The organism is Candidatus Omnitrophota bacterium, from assembly GCA_028716565.1.
Taxonomy (GTDB): domain Bacteria; phylum Omnitrophota; class Gorgyraeia; order Pluralincolimonadales; family Pluralincolimonadaceae; genus Pluralincolimonas.
The window spans coordinates 193,235-212,583 of sequence record JAQUPL010000001.1; the positions used below are offsets into that span (position 1 = coordinate 193,235).

At 44.3% G+C, this 19,349-nt stretch carries 20 protein-coding genes and 1 tRNA gene; 10 read left to right on the top strand and 11 right to left on the bottom strand.

All coding sequences use genetic code 11. From position 1 onward, the window contains the following. Window positions 1-14: 14 nt before the first annotated feature. The 10 genes from PHO67_01130 (at window position 15) to PHO67_01175 (ending at window position 9,426) form a co-directional block, all read left to right on the top strand. On the top strand, window positions 15-1,694 hold the full coding sequence (locus tag PHO67_01130; GenBank protein ID MDD5545751.1) for a HEAT repeat domain-containing protein: 1,680 nt from the start codon (window positions 15-17) through the stop codon (window positions 1,692-1,694). Window positions 1,695-1,731: 37 nt separating this feature from the next. Beyond that, the gene (locus PHO67_01135) at window positions 1,732-2,127 is read left to right on the top strand and encodes a hypothetical protein (protein ID MDD5545752.1); all 396 of its coding nucleotides are present in this window, start codon (window positions 1,732-1,734) and stop codon (window positions 2,125-2,127) included. 5 nt (window positions 2,128-2,132) lie between these two features. Then, window positions 2,133-2,387 (top strand): CPBP family intramembrane metalloprotease, encoded by a 255-nt coding sequence (locus tag PHO67_01140; protein ID MDD5545753.1) that lies wholly within the window; start codon window positions 2,133-2,135, stop codon window positions 2,385-2,387. Window positions 2,388-2,412: 25 nt separating this feature from the next. Next, a complete protein-coding gene (locus PHO67_01145) occupies window positions 2,413-2,838 on the top strand; it encodes a GIY-YIG nuclease family protein (protein ID MDD5545754.1) in 426 nt (141 codons plus the stop codon). A gap of 198 nt (window positions 2,839-3,036) precedes the next feature. Beyond that, a complete protein-coding gene (locus PHO67_01150; protein MDD5545755.1) occupies window positions 3,037-4,845 on the top strand; it encodes an AAA family ATPase in 1,809 nt (602 codons plus the stop codon). Window positions 4,846-4,975: 130 nt separating this feature from the next. Continuing rightward, entirely contained in the window at window positions 4,976-6,163 is a 1,188-nt protein-coding gene (locus PHO67_01155; GenBank protein ID MDD5545756.1) for a hypothetical protein, read from the top strand. 23 nt (window positions 6,164-6,186) lie between these two features. Continuing rightward, the gene (locus PHO67_01160) at window positions 6,187-7,254 is read left to right on the top strand and encodes a hypothetical protein (GenBank protein MDD5545757.1); all 1,068 of its coding nucleotides are present in this window, start codon (window positions 6,187-6,189) and stop codon (window positions 7,252-7,254) included. Window positions 7,255-7,360: 106 nt separating this feature from the next. After that, a complete protein-coding gene (gene lexA, locus PHO67_01165) occupies window positions 7,361-7,909 on the top strand; it encodes a transcriptional repressor LexA (protein ID MDD5545758.1) in 549 nt (182 codons plus the stop codon). Between the two features lie 3 nt (window positions 7,910-7,912). Continuing rightward, window positions 7,913-8,224, top strand: coding sequence for a hypothetical protein (locus PHO67_01170; GenBank protein MDD5545759.1), 312 nt, complete (start codon window positions 7,913-7,915; stop codon window positions 8,222-8,224). Window positions 8,225-8,265: 41 nt separating this feature from the next. Next, window positions 8,266-9,426 (top strand): DNA polymerase IV, encoded by a 1,161-nt coding sequence (locus PHO67_01175; protein MDD5545760.1) that lies wholly within the window; start codon window positions 8,266-8,268, stop codon window positions 9,424-9,426. Window positions 9,427-9,572: 146 nt separating this feature from the next. Here PHO67_01175 and PHO67_01180 read toward each other — a convergent pair whose 3' ends face one another. The 11 genes from PHO67_01180 to PHO67_01230 all read right to left on the bottom strand — a co-directional run bounded on the left by PHO67_01180 (window position 9,573) and on the right by PHO67_01230 (window position 19,344). Then, window positions 9,573-10,355: an inositol monophosphatase family protein gene (locus PHO67_01180; GenBank protein ID MDD5545761.1), complete on the bottom strand. Its 783-nt coding sequence runs from the start codon at window positions 10,353-10,355 to the stop codon at window positions 9,573-9,575. Window positions 10,356-10,406: 51 nt separating this feature from the next. Then, window positions 10,407-10,973, bottom strand: coding sequence for a PilZ domain-containing protein (locus PHO67_01185; GenBank protein ID MDD5545762.1), 567 nt, complete (start codon window positions 10,971-10,973; stop codon window positions 10,407-10,409). A 48-nt stretch (window positions 10,974-11,021) separates the two neighbouring features. Beyond that, a complete protein-coding gene (locus PHO67_01190) occupies window positions 11,022-13,202 on the bottom strand; it encodes a glycoside hydrolase family 57 protein (GenBank protein ID MDD5545763.1) in 2,181 nt (726 codons plus the stop codon). Between the two features lie 109 nt (window positions 13,203-13,311). Continuing rightward, complete coding sequence (locus PHO67_01195; GenBank protein MDD5545764.1) at window positions 13,312-14,916, bottom strand: alginate export family protein; 1,605 nt, start codon at window positions 14,914-14,916, stop codon at window positions 13,312-13,314. 285 nt (window positions 14,917-15,201) lie between these two features. After that, the gene (locus PHO67_01200) at window positions 15,202-16,128 is read right to left on the bottom strand and encodes a PDZ domain-containing protein (protein ID MDD5545765.1); all 927 of its coding nucleotides are present in this window, start codon (window positions 16,126-16,128) and stop codon (window positions 15,202-15,204) included. 162 nt (window positions 16,129-16,290) lie between these two features. Further along, window positions 16,291-16,746, bottom strand: a complete 456-nt coding sequence (locus PHO67_01205; protein ID MDD5545766.1) for a hypothetical protein — start codon at window positions 16,744-16,746, stop codon at window positions 16,291-16,293. A gap of 83 nt (window positions 16,747-16,829) precedes the next feature. Then, complete coding sequence (locus PHO67_01210; protein MDD5545767.1) at window positions 16,830-17,165, bottom strand: exosortase system-associated protein, TIGR04073 family; 336 nt, start codon at window positions 17,163-17,165, stop codon at window positions 16,830-16,832. Between the two features lie 79 nt (window positions 17,166-17,244). After that, window positions 17,245-17,886 carry a histidinol phosphate phosphatase domain-containing protein gene (locus tag PHO67_01215; protein MDD5545768.1) on the bottom strand — a complete coding sequence of 214 codons (642 nt, stop codon included), beginning with the start codon at window positions 17,884-17,886 and terminating at the stop codon, window positions 17,245-17,247. Window positions 17,887-17,920: 34 nt separating this feature from the next. After that, window positions 17,921-17,997: transfer RNA gene (locus tag PHO67_01220), tRNA-Arg, on the bottom strand. Window positions 17,998-18,001: 4 nt separating this feature from the next. Further along, window positions 18,002-18,535 carry an adenine phosphoribosyltransferase gene (locus PHO67_01225; protein ID MDD5545769.1) on the bottom strand — a complete coding sequence of 178 codons (534 nt, stop codon included), beginning with the start codon at window positions 18,533-18,535 and terminating at the stop codon, window positions 18,002-18,004. Next, the gene (locus PHO67_01230; GenBank protein ID MDD5545770.1) at window positions 18,535-19,344 is read right to left on the bottom strand and encodes a sigma-70 family RNA polymerase sigma factor; all 810 of its coding nucleotides are present in this window, start codon (window positions 19,342-19,344) and stop codon (window positions 18,535-18,537) included. The genes PHO67_01225 and PHO67_01230 overlap by 1 nt, the downstream gene beginning before the upstream one ends. Between the last annotated feature and the right edge of the window lie 5 nt (window positions 19,345-19,349).

A 19,349-nucleotide genomic window follows, 5' to 3' on the forward strand; every position in this document is an offset into this window, starting at 1 on the left:
GGGGACAGTTCATAATGAAAAAAGTTAATGGTTTTTTAGTATTTATTACGATTATATTGTTAATTTTCCCTTCTAAAGTATCATTTTCTGTTACTGAGGAACAAATAAAAACTTATGCTCCGAAATGCATAGAAGTGTTGAAAAGCGAAACAACTTCTGCTGAAGAAAAAAAGGAAGCAGCCACAAAACTTCGGTACTATGTAGATAAATCTATAACGAAGCAACTAATAGAGCTTTTGAAAGCCAAGGATCCCATGTCAAGATATACAGCAGTACGATATTTGGACCTCACAAAGGATCCTTTAGCTATACCCGCATTAGTGGATACATTAAAGGATAAAGACGATGGAGTTAGGCGACTTGCAGCATCGGCATTACAAGGTTACTCGGGCAAAGAAGAAAATGCCCCGGCGTTTAATTCAAAGATGATTTTACGAATAACTCAATCATTACATGATCAAGATGCCAAGGTGAGAAGGTCGGTCCTATTGATATTAGCGTCTCTGAAAGATCAGTCGGCGGTTCCGTCTGCTGTAAAGGCTTTGGGTGACCCGGAACCTGAGGTAAGAAAGGAAGCTGTTAATATATTGATAAAGTTAGATGTCTACAAGGCAGCTCCCTATCTTATGAGGGTTCTGAAAGATAAAAATGAGGATGTGCAACGAGCCGCTATATGCGGTTTAATATGTTCCAAGAACACTTCTATTGTACCCAATCTCATAGACTTAACAAAGGATCAAGATGCTAACATAAGAAGACAGGCTATATTTTGCTTACAATTTCTGAATGATAAAAGAGCTATACCTGTTTTTATTAAATCTTTGGACGATCAAGATAAAGAAGTGAGGCGACGGGCGGTGTATGCTTTAGGCGCAAAGGGATTTGAAGGAACAGAGGTGATCGATGGTTTAATCAAAGCATTGGGCGATGAATCTGATGAGGTCCGTGAAGCAGCCGCTTTTGGTTTAGGGCATAAAGAGGGAGCTAAAAAAGCCATCCCCGTACTTATGGATGCTTACAAAAAAGGATCTAACAGATCAAGGATATCAAGCAGTAGCACACTTATTAAGCTATGTGACAAAACTGATATTCCCTTTTTTGTCGGGCTTCTCAAAAGCGACAATCCTCATCTTAAATCTCAGACATGTTACATATTGGAAAATATCGGCGATAAATCAGCAATTGCTCCTTTGCTCGAGGTTTATAAAAAAGATGCCGATGAAAATGTTAAATTAAGCGCTTTTCACGCTCTCATAACAATTGATGATTTTCCAGAAATGCGTCCTATCTGTTTAGAGGCATTAAAAATGTCTAAGCCTCAGTTTAAATGTTATGCATTATATGGGCTAATGAAATTGAAAGACGAGTCTGTATATGATGATGTTATTAAGTATTCAAAAGATGAAAATAGAGAAGTTCGTAAAGCAGCCATTGTATTTATTGGCTCGTCAACAAATAAAAATGCGTTGAAAGATATTGAACCCTTCTTGGAAGATGCGGATTTGGATGTTAGGGAAGAAACTGTTGTTTTAATTGTAAAGAAATTGGGCAAAGAATCGATCCCTATATTGGAGCGCCATGTGGATCGAACAAGCGATTCCTCTGACCCTGTAAAGGTCACCCTGAATGCTTTGAAAGCTGGGAAAGAGCCCGACGCTGCGATAATAGAAATGTTTTATACTTTTCATGAATAAAAAGTAAGGTAAATAGAGGTCGCGTCGAAAGGTAGCAATGAAAAAGGTAATCACCTACGTAGCGCTCACATTCCTTCTTAGCTCCGCCGGCTATTACCTGATAATCAATAGTAAAGCTTTAGGCCTGAGCCCGGCTTTGCTGATGTTATACCTTATGTGGTGTCCCGGGATCTCGGGCATGGCCACCTCGCTCATATATGAAAAGAGCCTCTCCGGCATCGGCTGGAAACCGGGCAAACTGCGCTGGCTGGGATTGGGGTATCTCCTGCCTATCTGCTACGCGGCCGCCGCTTATGGGATCATCTGGCTCTCCGGCTTCGGTGGCGTCAACCATGATTACCGTATTAACGCGTTTATACTCATCGTGTTGGGCCCGGCAATAAGCGTGGTGTATGCGGCAGGGGAGGAGATAGGCTGGCGCGGGTCACGATAACCGCGATGACCTTCGCTATCGGATGGCTAAGGCTGAAATCAGGCAGTGTCTGGCCGGCGATCCTGATGCACGCAAGCCATAACTTTTACATCCAGTGGTTATTCGACCCGCTTACGACCGAAACAGGCCCGATGTCCAACTATATGATCGGCGAATCCGGTATCGTTTTAACAGTGATTTTTATCGGGCTGGCGTTGGTTTTTTGGAGTCAAAGAGGGCGGCTTCCGAACTTCGAAAATAGAACCGGAGTTGTGCAATAAACGTGAAAGGAATCTTGATTAGAAAATGAAGTGGGATATAGCTCAAAAGAAGGTCAGCTCATTTCTTAGAAGCGGCTATGATGAACTAAAAAAGCAAAAAGTGGTAAATATCAATCATTCTTTTCCTACCAAACCCGGAACTTACATATTTATAAAAGAACGTAAAATCATATACGCAGGTGAAGCTTCTGAATTAAAAAGAAGAATGTACAGACACAAAAAAAGAACAGAGGTAAGTACTTTAAGAAAATCTATTGGTTTCGTCGTTTTTAAACAAGCAAAATCAGGAATGTTTAGCAAACAAATCGAAAATAGGATAAATAACTATATTGCAAATCTTAAAATTAAATATATAGAAGTTCAATATGGTAGAAAAGAATTGGAAGAGTATATTATTAATATAGAAAAACCAATTCACAACAAAGTATTTAAAGGACCGAGATCTGTTTAATTGGTACCACCCTAATTTTGTGCGTTGAAAGAACAGGGGTCATAAAATAATCATAACCCTTTGCATTTATAACTGTTGCAGGGGGTTTTTGTTAGGAGTAAAATAAGATTAGTAGCGTGCTCCTAGGCTGAGTACCTCCATAGGCACACTAATAAGGTGTAGATTTTTTGTCTTAGTAGTATAAGGAATCCCAAATAAATGATTTATTCAATAAAAATTAAAAATTTTAAAAGCATAGGCAAAGAAGAACAAGTTTTAGATAATTTAGGTTCAGTCAATGTTTTTATAGGAGAGAATAATTCTGGTAAGACTGCAGGATTGGAAATTCTTTGGATTTTTGGAGAAATATTATTGGAGAATTTAGAAACAACCGGACGCATTAATTCTATCGGGTCTCTCATAGATCAAGAGTCATCTTTCCCAGCCGGCGATATTTTGGATAAAATTAAGACCATATCATCTAATATTGATAAAATGACTGATTTTGTTCATCAAAATGAAGGTAATATCGAATTAGAAATTGTATTTAATGCAAACGACTCATTTCGTGAGCATGTTAAAGATTTATCAACGTCGAAGCGTAATCTTCAAGAAGAAAGGGTGCTAGAAGAAAAGCTAATAAGAGACGTAAAAGATATAGATTTATTAAAATTAAGGTTTATTTTAGATTTTAATCGACATGTTTTTAGAATAATTCAGGTTGGATGGGGAAATATAAATTTAGTATGCATTGAAAATAATACTTTAAAATATGTAAGTTTGGATGATTATTTAGCAGATTCGCACTTTCTAATTGAAAATGCGAATCTAAATCGTAATAATAGATTTTTTAATAATGTAATTGTTCCTCAAATACGTGAATTTCTTTCTTATCTTCGACGCACCTATTACATTCATTCAAAAAGAAAAATAGACGAGATTATAAAGGTAGATGATGGACGTCAAGGAATAAAAGGTTCAAATCTTAAAAAAATAATGTTTGACTTATTTCATGACGGGGACCAGCGACGTAGAGAAAAATACTTTAAAATATTAGAAGTATTTAAAAAAATTGCAGGTAAACAGATTAGAAGGGATCCTTATAAAGATAGTAGAAAAGTGGATTTAGTATTTGAAGAGGGGAATATAAGCGTAAATATTGATAATTCAGGCTATGGCTATAATCATCTATTAAATCTTGTATATAATATTATTATTAGCGATGCGAATACGATTTTAATTGATGAACCAGAAATTTCGCTTCATCCTCAGGCACAGCTGAGATTTATTGAATTTATTAAAGAAGTCGCAAATAAAGAAAAGAAGCAATTTTTTATTTCGACTCACTCGCCATATTTCATCAGTTTAGAAGCAATAGATAAAGTATTTAAATTTACAAAATCTGATACAATAACTCACGTTACAAGAATCAACAATGAAAAGACTGTACAAGCAATAAAAGACAAGAAGGAGGGTATTTTTAATTTTAGACATAGAGAATTATTTTTCATGAATAAAGTAATATTTGTTGAGGGGAGTGAGGACCTAGTTGCTTTGCCGCAGTATTTTACTGAGAGCCTATCCATTTCTAGAGAATGCCTGTATCAATTAGGGGGAATTAATGATGAGAAAATAGCTCTCTTCTCGTCATTTTGTAACGACCTAGGTATAAAATATGCTTTTATATTAGATTTTGATTATCTTAGAAAGGATACAAACAAGAAGAGGTTTATCCAGGCGCTAAAAAAGATTGAAGAAAAACCCAAATCTACAAATCGGCTTTTAACGTTACTCGATAAAAATGGACTTAAAGGTAAAAATAAAGAAATGGTAAAAGATATTTGGTTAAAAGATTGGGCTAGTTATTGGAATAAAAAAACGTTGCAAAATCTTTTGAAAAAATACAAGGCCAATGGAATATTTATTATGCCATTTTACGATGTTAAAATATTAAAAGAAACAACGGCTACAGATTTCGCTTTTGAGGCTAATAAAATTATTAGTGAAGTTAATGAATACCTTTTGTAGCTATTTTTATTATAGAGAATTCGAAATAACTAAAAATAAAATAGGGGAAGTGTCCAAAGGGATAGGAAATAATGCACAAAATTATCGGACAAAAAGCATATCAACCGAATAATTAAATAAAGGGGGTAACATGGATCTAATCTCTTGCTTGGAAGATAAAAGAATAAATGCGACAAATCTTGCCTTTGAGATCTCAATAGGAAACTATCTTGAGATTGCGTCCTCTATTTTAGACAGTAACATATTTCAGCGCAGACGGGTAAAATCCTCATCAACAATTTATGCGCTTTTAAAAGACGATTTAAAGTTGGGGTGCGTTATTCCTCCTCTTGTCCTGGCGTTTGAGGAAGAAATTGATGCCGGCGATTTTGTTAAAGAAGCTAAAGCAAAACCAGAATTTTTGGTGAATTTTATGAAAAAGAATATCAAGCATCTTTTGATTTTAGATGGTCTACAGCGCACCTATACTCTATTAGAATTACGCGATGAATTGATGAAACAATTCGATGAGGAATTATTAAAAAAAATCCTTAATAGTAATATAAGAATAGAATTATACATTAGCGTAAATCGTATTGGCATCCTTTACCGAATGTTAACTTTGAATACAGGGCAAACTCCAATGAGCTTACGGCATCAAATAGAGATTCTTTATTCTGATTATTTGAATGCTGAAGTGGCAGGACTAAGGTTGATATCCGAAGTTGAGGAGCAAAGAGCAACTCATCTTACTGATTATAAATTTAGAGATGTTATGGACGGATTTAATTCGTATCTGGAACGTAACGAGTTGCCAATTGATAAATTTGAGCTTCTGGAAAATATTAAAGGGTTAGAAAAACTAGCGAAGGAAAATCAAAACCAAGATATCTTTCGTGGATTTTTACTGTCATTCCATGTATTTCTCATGAAGATGGTTAGTATTGGTGATAATTGGAAGCTTAACCCAGAAGTAGCAAAAAGTTTTGGAGGCAATCCATTTGGAGTTGATGTTGAATCAATTTTTAAGAAAAATCAAACGTTATCTGCTTTTGGGGCCGCGGTAGGTAGATTGAAGGATTTCGATGTTATTGATAATTTTGAGTCCTTAAATCCTATCATCGCCAATATAAAATTTCAGACCAATCCAGACGAAGGGTATAACAAGCTTCTTAAGGTACTTGATGACATTCGCTTAAAATCTAAGAAAATTGGTAATGCTCAACGTATGTATTTTCAATACTTCTTTCGTGAATTATTTAATAGCAATACAGATTCTTATGGCGTAATAGAAGCAGCTGTTGATAATGCTTATCAGAAATACTTAAGCCAAATTTAATCATGACATTAACAATAGGAGATATGGAAGGGGAAAAAGTTAATTTAGGATTACCAAACTTTTTGCCTGGTGAAAAAGTTTTTTCTCTAGAGTTTAATGGAGAAGCAATAAATGTGCCATATTTATTGCAGGTGGAGGAACCATATTCCGCCGATGCGTTTGAAATGCATTTGTTTATTAATGCTGCAACACATGAAAATGATATTTTTCGTGTTTATGAAGTGGAAAGTGGCGAAATAATCGGATGGTTGTTTCCTGTTCAGGCGCTTCTTTCAGTTGAGCACGATTATGCCAACGATGAATATTTTCTACCTTGTGCTTTTGCTGCTTTTCAAAAGTTATTACAGGGCGAAGGCTTACCCGCAAAAACCCCGATTTTAAAAACGGAACAACTATCAATTTTAGATTTTTATAATGACAGCGATATCGTTTTATTATTAGCAAAAAATCAAATTAGTAAAATAAAAGATTTTAATATCAAATTTTATCTGCCAGATCTTTTTAAGTATGGTTATCGGTATAAAGATAAAATAGAAACTGTGAATAAACGAGTCAGTAAATTTTATGAAGAGTTAGATAAAAATATCAAACTACGTAAGATGTCAAGCAGGCTAATTGCTAATACGTATATATATGACTTATTTACTGATATATTAGATGATAACGATGTCATTCATGCGTTTTTATCTCTGTATCAAGTTATTGAAATAGTTATATTTGACATTTTTAAAGATGAACTGGCGAAGTGTCTAGATGATTACTCTAATCTTTCTGAAAATGACTATGGAGGCTTTTTCGATATAGGAGACAAGTTAAATTCTATCAAATCAGAAAAGAATCGAGTTGCAAATTTATTTAATTATACAAACGACACGTTGGAATTACGAGATCTATGCAATAATCTCTTGCAGCAATTAAGTTTAAAAACTGAAGACAACGCAGCGAAAGCGCTTTATTCTGTTAGGAGTAACTTGGTTCATGCATATCGATTATTTTCTAAGCCGCAAAAGATAATTTTAGAGGAAGTGGTAGAAGAATTTATTGGTGTTATCATCGATCTTGTTATTTGTTATAAAAAGGACATAAAATAAAAAGCGTGTTTAAAATGGACAGGTTGTAAGTAACGCGCCTCAAGGTCCTAAATAATCCCGCCTAAAAATCTTGACACCCACACAAATGTGTGGTATATTCCTGCCTATGAAACCCCAAGTAGAATTGACCGCCAAGCAAGAGAAAGTCCTGAAATTTATCCGTGAGAGAGTGGGGGAGAACCTGCCTCCGACCATAAGGGAGATAGCAGGGGAGATGGGTTTTGCTTCCACAGGAACGGTTAGGGACTATCTTAAGGCGCTCCAAAGAAAAGGTTATCTCAAACGTGAAAACAACAAGTCCCGGGGCATAGCGTTAATAGGCAGTATCGCGGCCGGGGAGCCGAAATTGGCCTATGAAGATACCGAGGGCTATGTCGAGATCGCCCGGGAGAACACCTTTGCCTTGAAGGTCAAAGGTGAGAGCATGATAGACGCGGGCATTATGGACGGCGACATAGCAGTTATCAGGAAACAGAAGACGGCCGACAACGGCGACATCATCGCCGCCTTACTGGATAATAACGAAGTCACCTTAAAAAGATTGAAGACCGGCGCCGGCAAACCGTTCCTGGAGGCGGCGAACAGGAAGTATCCTCCGATACGTAAAGATTTCACCATCATAGGAAAGCTCGTCAACATTGTAAGAAAGTATTAAGCGATGCCTATATCAGGCTTCAACCCCAAAGCGCGGTGGGACCGCCACATTCCCGAGACCGAAGACAGTGTCGACCCCGGGATACTGGACGAAAAGATAGAAGTCCTGGTGTATTTTAAGGGCTTCGGGATCTACCCGCGCGCGTTCATCCGCAACAACAAGGTCCACAGGATAAGAAAGATAACCTATAACTGGCAGGAACGCCGCGGCCGGGAGGTCATCAATTTCTTTTCGGTGGATACCGGGACCTGCCTGTACCAGATATCATTTAATAACACGACCTACCGCTGGCAGATAGATAGGATAATCGAATGACAGGGACTGTCCCCACATGGGGACGGCCCCTGTCATGACACATGATCCTGCACATAGACATGGACGCGTTCTTCGCGTCCATTGAACAGGCGGCCAATCCGCGGCTCAAAGGCAGGCCCCTGATAGTGGGCACGCGCGAGAACAAGCGCCACACGGTCGTTTGCGCGGCCAGTTATGAGGCCAAGGCCTTAGGCATCGGCTCAGGGATGCCTTCTGAGGAGGCCTTCAAGATATGCCCGGAACTTAATTTTGTGCCCGCGGAACAGGGAAAATATATCTGGACCTCGGGCCGGATACTGGAGCTTATCAAAGGATACGGGTTTGAGACAGTTTATGTTTCGATAGATGAATTTCAGGTAGACGTGGGGAACCGTCCGCCTAGCGGCGGACTGTTATTAGCAAGAGATATACAGCGAAAAATACATGAAAATTTTAGTATAACAGCCTCTGTAGGCATAGCCAAAAATTGCCTCCTTGCCAAACTCGCTTCAAAGTTAAATAAGCCCAATGGCGTGGCCGCCCTGGACGAAGCAAATTTAGCCGAAATCTTGGCCAAAACACCGGTCGAAAAATTGTGCGGGGTGGGGGAGAGCACTAAAAAAGTCTTTTGGGATTTGGGAGTAAAAACTTGCCTTGATCTCTACGCTAAATCTCCTGATTTTTTGGAGAAAAATTTAGGCAAAAATGGGCTTAATTTATACGCGTCTTTGCATGCGGAAGAATCGCTCAAACCGGTGTCCGAGCCGCGGGATGACGAGCCCAAATCTATGGGCCATTCATATACGCTGCCCAGATCCACAGCAAATGTTACATTTATTAACGCATGGATACGGCTTCTGAGCGATATGGTCGCGGAGCGCCTGCGCAATGCCGGCCTTGCCGCGGCCACAGTGCACCTGTGGCTCAATGGCCCTGAGATAGGCAACTTCGGGTGCCAAAAGACCTTCCCGGAAGCCATAGATGACGGCTATGAGATATACCGGCGTTGCCTTAAGATAATGGCCAAATTAGGGCCAAAAACGCCCAAAATAAGGGCTCTCGGAGTGACAGGCGGCAATCTTACCCATACCAGGTATCCGCCGTTATTTGAGGCGCAGAGGAGCCGAGAATCGCTTCTTGGGGCGATGGACCTCATCAATGGCCGCTTCGGGGACGGCTCGATTTATCCCGCCGTAATTACACTTACCAGGAAAATGCCTTAAGCACAAGGGAGTTGTCCACAGCTTATTCCGTGTGCTCACGTACTTAACATAAGATATATTATAGGACGTTGAGCTTGAGAGCAAACGGGGCTAAAAAGACGCTGGATTTTGGCTTTTAAGGTAAAGATTTATCGGGGATTTGTGTTTCAGGATCTCTTTTTCGACAGTATCTTTGACATCTGCCGGTGGATCTTTCCGTTTGATGCCAGTATTTCTTTTAGGTAATGGCCATAAGGTTTACCCGAAAATGTGGTCACCTCTCCCCCTGCTTCTTTGACTATGAGCCAGGCGGCGGCCGTGTCCCAGGGGTTCAGACCTAATTCCCAGTACCCGTCAAGCCTGCCGCAGGCCACATTGCAAAGGTCAAGGCTCGCGCTGCCGGCCCTCCTTACTGCCTGTGAAACTATGAGGAAACTCCTGAAATGCCTTAGATTTGTCTCCATGGTTTTGCCCAAATTATAGGAAAAACCGGTCATCAAAAGGCTCTTTTTAAGGTCTTTTTGGGCGCTTACTTTTATGGGTTTGCCGTTCAGGAAGGCGCCCCGGCCGCGTTCGGCGAAGAAAAGCTCGCGGCGTTCGGGGTCATATACTATGCCAAGTATAGGTTTTTTGTCTTTTTCAAGGGCTACTGAAATGGAATAAAAAGGAAAACCGTGGGCGAAATTCGTGGTCCCGTCAATGGGGTCTATTACCCATTTAAGGTCGGAACCCGCCCTTATTTCCCCGATCTCTTCGGACAAAAATCCTATCTCCGGGAATGCCTTGCGCAAAGAACGTATAAGCAAGCCCTCAACCTCGCGATCGACATTCGTCACGAGGTTTATCGAACCCTTGAAGGCAATGCTCTTGATCTTCCTGCTGTTTTCTTTGAGGTATTTCCCGGCTTTAAGGACTATCCGGCAGGCGTCTTTACTGAAGCTATTATTCATCGAATTTGCCCGCGCCCGGACGCTGGTTACTTCTTCGGGCCCCTATGGGGTTTACCGGACATACGTTTCTTTCTTCTTTTGGTCCTGAGCCCTCTTGGTACTGCCATCGTTGCCTCCTTTTTTATTTACAGACAGGTGTTTGTCTATGTATTCCATAAGCATATTCTGGTGTTTCTTTTCGGTTTCCAGGAACTCAATGCCGACCAGAAAAGTCCGCTTGCCGTCTTTATCGAGGCGCTCAATGCCGTTACAACCCTCGCACCAGGCGACCTTTCCCCTTAATTTTATGGTCTCTTTTGAGTTTGGTACCGAGATTTCCATATCGATCAGCGAGTCTTTCGGCAGTATCTCGTATACCAAAATGGAAATACCCGACTTGCTTATGTTTTTCGTGTTGGTCATGAAATCAGATCTCGAGGCAGGGATGAGGTTGTATTTAAGGTCGAGTTCGGTATCGAAACGTTCGCATCTCCTTCTCTCCTTCTCTCCCGCGCAGTATTCCTCGACCTTCCCGCGCGTGGCGTATTTCTCGTTTATTTTCCTATCTTCCCTGGACGAGAGGATATAGATCACGAAAAAGACGACCGCCGTTAAAACGCAAACTAGTATGATGTTCATTTGATTTAGAGTATATACGTTATTTTATTACCTGTCAATGGATTGCGGCTATACGGTCCAGGCCTGGGATTCGTAATCCGGCCCCGGGAGCGTTATTTCTATCTCCCCGGACTCCGGGCAGCGTTCTATCACGGTGCCGGCGGCCTCGACCGTAACCGTCAGCTTTAGCAGGTCTCCCGGCCCGGCCTTGATGTCATTGAACTTTACGGCCAATTCCAGTATCTTATCATAGGCGACGGCGGCGTCTCTTTTTACCTCTGCCCATGTCCCGTCTTTCGATTTTTCGGATATTGTATATTGTGGATCCTTGCTGTTGCGCAAAAGCGGCGCGGAAACCTTTATCCCTTTTTCCTGGAACAAGAGGTTAAGGCCGTATTCTTCCTTATTTTCGTTCTCCCGGTCCGGGGGAATATCAAACCGTAAATAAAGGGCCTCCGAATCGAAACCGAAATATATCTGTTTTATTATCGTTTCCGACTGGTGCATAGTGCCGCCGCGCTTGCTGGTATCGATCAGGCCCGCGTTTATCCATTCGAAATAGTTCGTGTCCATTCCGTCTATCACGGGTTTTGTGAAACCGTAAGGCTCCCTTACGATCTTCGCCTTCTTTGTCCTTATCGGCAAGGATAGGTACTCGGGAGGTTCTTTGCCTATCAGGGTGTAGACATTCGCGAGGTGCGACCTGAAGAGCCGGTCAAATTCCTCATCGTTGGCCGAGGAATTGTCATCACCGTACCACCAGTTCCAGTCGCTTCCCTCGGCTATGTAGATCTCTTTCCATGCCTTCCTGAGGGTATCGGGGTCAGGCTGCTGCTTCTCGTAGTCCTTAAGTACGCTCCTGGTCTCTGAGAGATATTCCCACGCTTTATTCTTTTCCTCATGTCCTATCCATATACAGAAGTTAGCGTTTATCCATGAACCCGGATGGAGCCTGTTAAGCTTATCCTGAACCGGGAACTCGTCCAGGTATTCCGATACCGTTACGAACTTTAAAGCCGGGTCGTTCGAAGCGTTCCTGTATAAACAGTTAAGGAAGTCGCCGCCGTCGTTAGGATAAAACTCCCACGCGTTCTCTCCGTCAAGGATTATAGGGACAAGATACGGGACTTTGGATTTCGGGAGCCTCCCCTTGATCGCGCGCAGGCGGTTTAGCAGGTCTCCCGCGGCATTTTCCGCGCTCCAGCTCTGGTATACGAAGCCTATGGAATCCGATAAGGCCCTGTCCCTGAATATAAGCGATAATCCGCCCTGCTTTCTTTCAAGCATATACGGCCTGTAGAGGGCTTCCTGCGTTTTTTCCCTCCCGAGCGACCTGAAAAGTATCTCTTCGTCCGTAGCGGCCCATTTAAGCCCCGCGTCTATTATAAGGTCTGCGGCCTGTTCGCTTACCGACCCTTCTGAAGGCCACATGCCCCTCGGCGGCCTTCCGAACTTCTCCGTATAGAATTTTACCGCCATATCTAACTGTGCCTTGGCGTCTTCCGGATGGCGGAAATTTATCTTGGGCAGCCTGATCTCCGGATAGGATATCTTTGCCGTGTCGGAATCGCACAGTAAAGGCAGTATCGGGTGGAAGAACGGTGAAACGGACACCTCTATGCTGCCCTTCTCTTGCATATCCTTGTAGGTAGGTATTATCTCCTGCATGATCCCTAGCTGTTTTTTCATGACCAACTTCTTGTCTTCCTCGGAAAAGTATTTCCCTTTCCCGGCAAGTTCCTTGAGTTGGGGGTCTTTTTCCCTGAAGACAGGGTCTATCCAGGCAAGGTTAAAAAGCAGCTGGAGATCGGTGAAATCCTGCGGAGTGAAGCGCTTGATCGCGGCTAGGGCATCTTCAGGGGAAAAGTGCCTTCCCCTTTTTACCAGCAGGTCGTAATATCTCGGGAAGCGTTTTATCATCGTGTCCCAATTCGCCATAAAAAAATTGCGCAGGATAAAAAGTTTTTCCTGTTCGGTAAGATCGGCAGGTTTCTTCAGGGTGAGTTCATATGACCTGTCTTTTTTCGAGCCGGGATCAAGCATATCCTCTATCTGTTCGATAAGGGACGGGACGAGATTAAAGGTCTGGTGGATATACGGGAAACCCTGCAGGATCTTTACCATGTCCAGATAATCCTTGACGGCATGGAGCCGGACCCACGGCATTACCGTCTCGCCGGTAACGAGGTTCCTATAGAAAGGCTGGTGCATGTGCCAGACAACGGCTATATATAGAGGAGAATCAGACATGAAGGTCCTTTATTATATCCCAACAAGCGCGCTTGTTGGGATTACTCGCTTCGCGGATAAAAAAACCCCCTGGGGATTTCGCCCCAGGGGGTTTTCCATCTAACTGATGTTAGAAGGTTACTTTCACACCGCCAGTCACGATCACAGCAGGGGTCGTGCTCTTGGTGAAACCATCACTGTTGTTGTCATAGAACGTCTCCGGAACGAACACGGCGCCAGTCAGATCAAACTGGACATCTTCCGTGTAATCGTACAGGATCGTCGTATCGACCTCATCACCGAGGTTTCTGCTTCTTCCGTCGACCGGTTTCTTCTCGGTCCAGAAGTGCAGCCATCTCGCCTTGATCGAGAGATCGTCCATCGGTTTCAATCCGCCATCGATATACATCGTTATCGCGTCGGTCGAACCTGACGGATCTTTCATGTCTAGCGTCTGGTAGATGTTACCACCGACGTTGTTGAACGCAGCCTGCTGACCGGCCATGTAACCGCGGATCATGGACAGGGAGTTGCCCCTGAACATCGGATCCCATGCGGTCCACTTGCCGCTGTTGCCGGCGTTCTGGCCTGAAAGAATTTCGACGCCTAAGCCTAAATTAGGTTTGTAGGCGACTTCTTTCCAGGTATAGTTACCATAGGCATTGATCGCCCAGGCTAACTTGCCTCTGTTGATAGAGCCGTTGTCGGTGCCTTTGCCCCACGGACCTTCAGAGTCCTTGAGCTGGCCCCACTGTAACGCGCCTTCACCGGAAAGTACGAGGTTCTCGATCGGATCGATATCACCCCTCATACCGAATACATGTGTTTCTTCCTTCTCGTATACCCTGGCTCCTACGCCCGGAACGGACTGGTCCAATATGAAACCGCCGAACGCGCCGCCGGTCGCTAAGTAATCGACAGGATCAATCAATCCCATGTCGTCGTTCAAGCCGGGATTATACTTGAAGAAATAGTAGGCTTCGGCTTTCGCATTGTACTGGTCGAACTTGTATGCGACATTGGCTCCGGCCAACTCTTCATCGACTCTCGCGGTTCCGCTCTGGCTGATCTTCGAGTAGATAGCATCAACCGTCCACGGATCCAGGTCTAAGGTCGCGCGTATAGCGTCATAGTATGTAGCATCGCTAAACTGCAAACCGTTAGCACCGCCCGGGAAGTAGAAGTTGTTTCCGCCACCCAGGTTAAACCGGTCAGGCGCCAAGTCCACACCAGGAAGAGCGAACGTGCCCTGCGGATCCCTGTAGATACCAGGACCGACTATGAAACCGTTACCGAATCTCAGGTCCTGACGTCCGATCTTTAATGTCAACGGCTGATAGAAGAACTCCTTCAATGTGACGAAGGCCTTGTTCACACTAACAGCGTCCCTGGCGATGAGGTTATCTCCCCATTTAGCCTGGTTCGATAAGACGATCGAAGCCGAGACGTTATCGGTCAGGTCTGAATCCACTCCGACCTTTATGGTCTGGAGAACGAAGGATTCCGAGTCTTCGTTTATGGAGTTGCCCGAACCTGTCATCTGGCCGGGGTCAACCACAGGCGAAAAGCGCCTTGCGGTGCTTTCTTCGCTCTTTGACGCGAGGTCAAAGTTGGACATGTAGATAGCCTGTTCCTCTATGGAACCGCTAACTTTAATGTTCTGTACCGCAGCGAACGTAGGAGCCGCTATCGCGACTACTATCGCAGCTACGAAGAGAACTTTCATTAACTTCATTTTCGAATCTCCTTGGTTAAGTTATATTACGAAACAGGTTTAAAAAACAAACCCACGTATTTTCCATTTATATTGCTTATCATCATGATTTTGATAGCTTCCGGCGTTTTAAGTTCATCCCTCCTCTCTCGCCATGTCTGAAACCATCCATGATGGTAGAGCCTAACTTTGTGCTTAAATTAACATAATAGGGGGTGTTTGTCAAGCATTTTTTGCTGTTTTTAGGGTATTTTTTAATGAACCATCGGCGGGGGCATATGGCGTTCAGGACGCCCCCGTAAACTTCTATTTTCTTTCCATCTCCACGGAACGTTGGATCACTATCTTGAGCTTGGAAGATTCGGCGCCGCTTATGAGCGCCGCCGCTTCGTCGACAGACATACCGGATACGGATTTCCCGTCGATCGAGACGATCTTGTCCTTCGACTTTATGCCGGAAAGATCGGCCGGTTCACCCACTATGACGCTGTTGATCAGGAGGTCGTTGCCTGCGGCATCCAGGAATATCCCCACCCCGACGAAAGAATGTTTCTGGTAGTCGATCTTTTTCCTGGTAAGTTCGCATTCCCTCTGTATGAGGAAAACAAAAGCGGCATTATCGCCCTTAGAAAGGTAGTCGGTTATCTCTTCAAGGGATTTTCCGCCGGCGGCCATATCATTGATCTGTATTATTTCGTCTTTCGGTCTTAACCCAACGGCTTCCGCTTTTCCGCCGGAGGCGACATTGGACAGGGCGACCGTGCCGTTTGAAACGTCGATCGTAAAGCCGAACCCGCTTTTGACCTTGTCCTTCTTTTTAGCCTCTTCCATTTCCCTCTGTTCCAGCTCTCTCCTTTTCTTTGCCTCAGCTTTACCCTTGATCTTTTCCGCTTTTGCGAGCGCGTCTTTAGCTGGCTGGTAATCCGCGTTCGCCCGGAGGGCTTTATTGTATTGTTCTATGGCGGCATCTAAATTATTTGCAGCGAGGTACTGGTTCCCGAGGTTGACGAAGTTCTCCTCCGCGGGTATTTTTTTTATTTCCGCCACCATGTCCTTGTTGATCTTCATCGTGCCGATCTTGATCCTTACGTTGTAGTAGTCATTTCCCTCTTCGGTAATGACCCCTTCCATCTTCCTGCCGTCATTTAAGATGATAGTATCGGCGCAGGCAGTTGGCCTAATACAGACTCCCAAGACAGAGACAGCAAATATAAAGACAAGAATCATTCGCATTTTAACCCCCTTTCTTCTATTCCCCGAAGATGCCTCGGCAGCCGTCTTCGGACCATGATCAAATCCTATTATAGTGATATCATCCGGAATTCGCAACTCCTTTTCCGGGATATCATTTTGGCGCAGCTTCCTTAAGACGAACTCGGGGTGGCCGTCAAGCGTTTACTTTAAGGGGGATTTCGGTTTTTCGGATTTCGGGCCTACGGAGATGGTAATCGTGGATTTGGTCCTGCTGCCTTCTATTACAACGATGCAGTTTTGTCCGGGTTTTTCGAAACTCATCTGTTTCAGCCCGAATTCTATTGTGTTAATTGGCTGCCAATTGTAAGCGGGCATATGCTGTTTGTAGAACTGCATGACAGATTCCTGCCCGGCCTTGCCCTCGTATCTCAGGACGCCTGCCCGTACGGACTCGGTCTGGAATATGAACGATTCTTTGGGGAGTTGTGAAAAGCCCGCAGGTACGGGAATATCGTCAAATCTCAGTAGCGGGGAAACGGCAAGATTTTTTTCAACGGCGGGTGATCCCTGTCCGGTCGTAGCGCAGCCGCCGGCAGACAGGGTGACCAGTGGAATGAGAAAAAAATAGATCGCGACGCGAAAACAGGGTCTTTTCATCTTTTCCCATAGTAAGAGAGGGACAGAATTTCTTCCATCCCTCTATTTATTATAATGTCCTATAGGAACTCTATTAACTGATGTTAATTCGTCGGCTGTCCGATGAATTCTGGGTTCAACCAGGTTTTTTCATACGGAGGAATCGGGAACGTTACGGTGTCAAAAAGACCAGAGGCCGTCCTGACAACGCCCTTGACCGTTCCTTTTATGCCGCCAACTATGACACCGAATACCGGATTGCTCTCCTTTATCGACTTATCCATCGCGATAGGGATCTCAACCCAACCTGTCGCAAAGTTGGCTAAACCTCTGCGCAGTTTGCTTCCGGCGTTAGCGGCATAGCTCGGTACTGCCATTCCGATCAGCAATGATATAACAAAGAGTACCGTCACCATTTTCCATACGTTGTTCTTGAACATGATTTTTTGTGTCACCTCCTCTCGGTTAACATCATTGAGCAAAATATAGCATAGTAGTAATTTTTTGTCAATAAAAAAATTATAAATTGGCTAAAAGTGACAAAGAATTGACGAAAATCGCCTTTATTTGCCCGGCCGAAAGCCCGCATCCCGTAAGTATATTTTCCGCCATGTCTTCCGTGATCAGGTCTTCCGGATCGTGTGAGTCGGTATTTAAGACGAGCTTTGCCCTCGCCTGCGCGGCGACGCGGGCGACATGCCCGTTCGTGAGCGAATGGCCGTTTTTCGCCGTTATCTCAAGATATATGCCGCGTTTCGCGGCGGTCCTGGCGTCTTTTAACGTTATGAGGCCGGGATGGGCGAGTATGTCTATGTCGCATTCCAATGCCTCAGCATTGGTCCCGGGTATGACCGGCTCGACTATCGTCTCTCCGTGGACTAAAATTAATTTTATGCCGTTGGCGCGCGCGTATGTCACGAGTCCCCGCAGGTCTTTGGGCGGGACATGGGTGAGCTCTATCCCCGGGACCACTTTTATCTTCGATGATGTAAGGACCTTGGCCGCCTTGACTATCCTCGGTACGAGAAAATCGATATTGGAGGCGTCGGCGTGGTCGGCCAGGCCAATGCCCTTATAGCCGGCAGCGTAAGCCCTCCTCACAAGTTCCGACGGCAGGAGCGACCCGTCGCTTAACAATGTATGCGTGTGGAAGTCTATCATAAAAGGGACCTTTCGTTATCGTCCTTGGTATATCTGGTGGGCCTGAGAGGACTCGAACCTCCCGCACGCGGTTTAGGAAACCGCTGCTCTATCCAGATGAGCTACAGGCCCGGAATCAAAATTCTATCAGCGAGAAGACCTGCCTGTCCTTAAGGCGTTCGCGGCCTTTAAGGAATGTCAATTCGATGAGAAAAGCGACTTCGACTATCTTGGCCCCCATCTTTTCGATGAGGCCGGATACGGCGCTCATCGTGCCGCCTGTTGCCAGCAAGTCGTCAATCAGCAAAACATTGTCACCGGGGTTTATCGCGTCCTTGTGTATCTCAAGCGAATCGGTCCCGTATTCCAATTCGTACTCTACCCTGTGTGTCTCATGCGGCAATTTGCCTTTTTTCCGGACGGGGACGAGGCCTGCGCCGAGCCTGTAAGCTATGGCGCTGCCGAATATGAAACCCCTCGCCTCTATCGAGACGACTTTGTCTATCTTCTTTCCCTTATATCTTTCAACGAGGCAGTCAATCGCACCCTGGAATTTCCTGCCGTCTTTGAGGAGAGTGGTGATATCCTTGAATATTATACCCTTCTTCGGGAAGTCGGGTATATCGCGGATCGACTTTTTCAGTTCTTCAACGATCTTGGGATCATTCATTATTGCATCTCCTGGGTCGTCATGTTCTTCCTGAGTTTCCTTAATGCCGCCTCTTCTATCTGCCTTACCCTCTCCCGCGTTATCTTGAATTTGTCCGCCACCTCTTCGAGCGTATGCGGGGCGTCGTCTTTAAGGCCGAACCGCATGTTTAGGATCTCCTGCTCCCTCTTGTTCATCTTTTTGAAGAGGTCGGTGATCTTCTCTTGGCGGAGGAAGTTGGACATCTCATCGCTGGCTGAGGACGCCTTAGTGTCCTCGATAAGGTCCATCATCGTCCCGCTGTCGTCCTCGCCTACCGGTGACTCGAGCGAAGTAGGCTGCGTCATTACGGTCTCGAGCTCCTGCGCCTTCCTTACGGGTATCTGCATCGACTTCGCTATCTCGGCGGTCGTAGGTTTCCTTCCCAGTTTCTGGGAAAGCTTTTCGATGGTCTTCTTCCACCTCGACGTCAACTCCATCATGTAGACCGGGATCCTGACCGTCTTTCCCTGGTTTGCGACCGCGCGGAGGATGTATTGTTTTATCCACCATGCGGCGTAAGTCGAGAAACGGAACCCCTTCTTGTGGTTGAATTTTTTTACGGCCTTCATCAGGCCGAGGTTGCCTTCTTCTATAAGGTCCAGCAGCGGAACACCGAAGTAGCTGTATTTCTTGGCTATGCTGACGACAAGACGGAGGTTCGATTGTATCATCCTCTTCTCCGCCTTGACGTCGCCTTTTTTAGCCAGTTTAGATAACTCTATCTCTTCTTCGGCGGTCAAAAGCGCTATCTTCTCTATATCCTTGAGATACGCCTTGATCGGTTCCATGGCCG

Bases quoted from the DNA above. Each gene is read 5' to 3' on its own strand.
- PHO67_01130 (MDD5545751.1), top strand. From the start codon at position 15: ATGAAAAAAGTTAATGGTTTTTTAGTATTTATTACGATTATATTGTTA.
- PHO67_01135 (MDD5545752.1), top strand. From the start codon at position 1,732: ATGAAAAAGGTAATCACCTACGTAGCGCTCACATTCCTTCTTAGCTCC.
- PHO67_01140 (MDD5545753.1), top strand. From the start codon at position 2,133: ATGACCTTCGCTATCGGATGGCTAAGGCTGAAATCAGGCAGTGTCTGG.
- PHO67_01145 (MDD5545754.1), top strand. From the start codon at position 2,413: ATGAAGTGGGATATAGCTCAAAAGAAGGTCAGCTCATTTCTTAGAAGC.
- PHO67_01150 (MDD5545755.1), top strand. From the start codon at position 3,037: ATGATTTATTCAATAAAAATTAAAAATTTTAAAAGCATAGGCAAAGAA.
- PHO67_01155 (MDD5545756.1), top strand. From the start codon at position 4,976: ATGGATCTAATCTCTTGCTTGGAAGATAAAAGAATAAATGCGACAAAT.
- PHO67_01160 (MDD5545757.1), top strand. From the start codon at position 6,187: ATGGAAGGGGAAAAAGTTAATTTAGGATTACCAAACTTTTTGCCTGGT.
- lexA (MDD5545758.1), top strand. From the start codon at position 7,361: ATGAAACCCCAAGTAGAATTGACCGCCAAGCAAGAGAAAGTCCTGAAA.
- PHO67_01170 (MDD5545759.1), top strand. From the start codon at position 7,913: ATGCCTATATCAGGCTTCAACCCCAAAGCGCGGTGGGACCGCCACATT.
- PHO67_01175 (MDD5545760.1), top strand. From the start codon at position 8,266: ATGATCCTGCACATAGACATGGACGCGTTCTTCGCGTCCATTGAACAG.
- PHO67_01180 (MDD5545761.1), bottom strand. From the start codon at position 10,355: ATGAATAATAGCTTCAGTAAAGACGCCTGCCGGATAGTCCTTAAAGCC.
- PHO67_01185 (MDD5545762.1), bottom strand. From the start codon at position 10,973: ATGAACATCATACTAGTTTGCGTTTTAACGGCGGTCGTCTTTTTCGTG.
- PHO67_01190 (MDD5545763.1), bottom strand. From the start codon at position 13,202: ATGTCTGATTCTCCTCTATATATAGCCGTTGTCTGGCACATGCACCAG.
- PHO67_01195 (MDD5545764.1), bottom strand. From the start codon at position 14,916: ATGAAGTTAATGAAAGTTCTCTTCGTAGCTGCGATAGTAGTCGCGATA.
- PHO67_01200 (MDD5545765.1), bottom strand. From the start codon at position 16,128: ATGCGAATGATTCTTGTCTTTATATTTGCTGTCTCTGTCTTGGGAGTC.
- PHO67_01205 (MDD5545766.1), bottom strand. From the start codon at position 16,746: ATGAAAAGACCCTGTTTTCGCGTCGCGATCTATTTTTTTCTCATTCCA.
- PHO67_01210 (MDD5545767.1), bottom strand. From the start codon at position 17,165: ATGTTCAAGAACAACGTATGGAAAATGGTGACGGTACTCTTTGTTATA.
- PHO67_01215 (MDD5545768.1), bottom strand. From the start codon at position 17,886: ATGATAGACTTCCACACGCATACATTGTTAAGCGACGGGTCGCTCCTG.
- PHO67_01225 (MDD5545769.1), bottom strand. From the start codon at position 18,535: ATGAATGATCCCAAGATCGTTGAAGAACTGAAAAAGTCGATCCGCGAT.
- PHO67_01230 (MDD5545770.1), bottom strand. From the start codon at position 19,344: ATGGAACCGATCAAGGCGTATCTCAAGGATATAGAGAAGATAGCGCTT.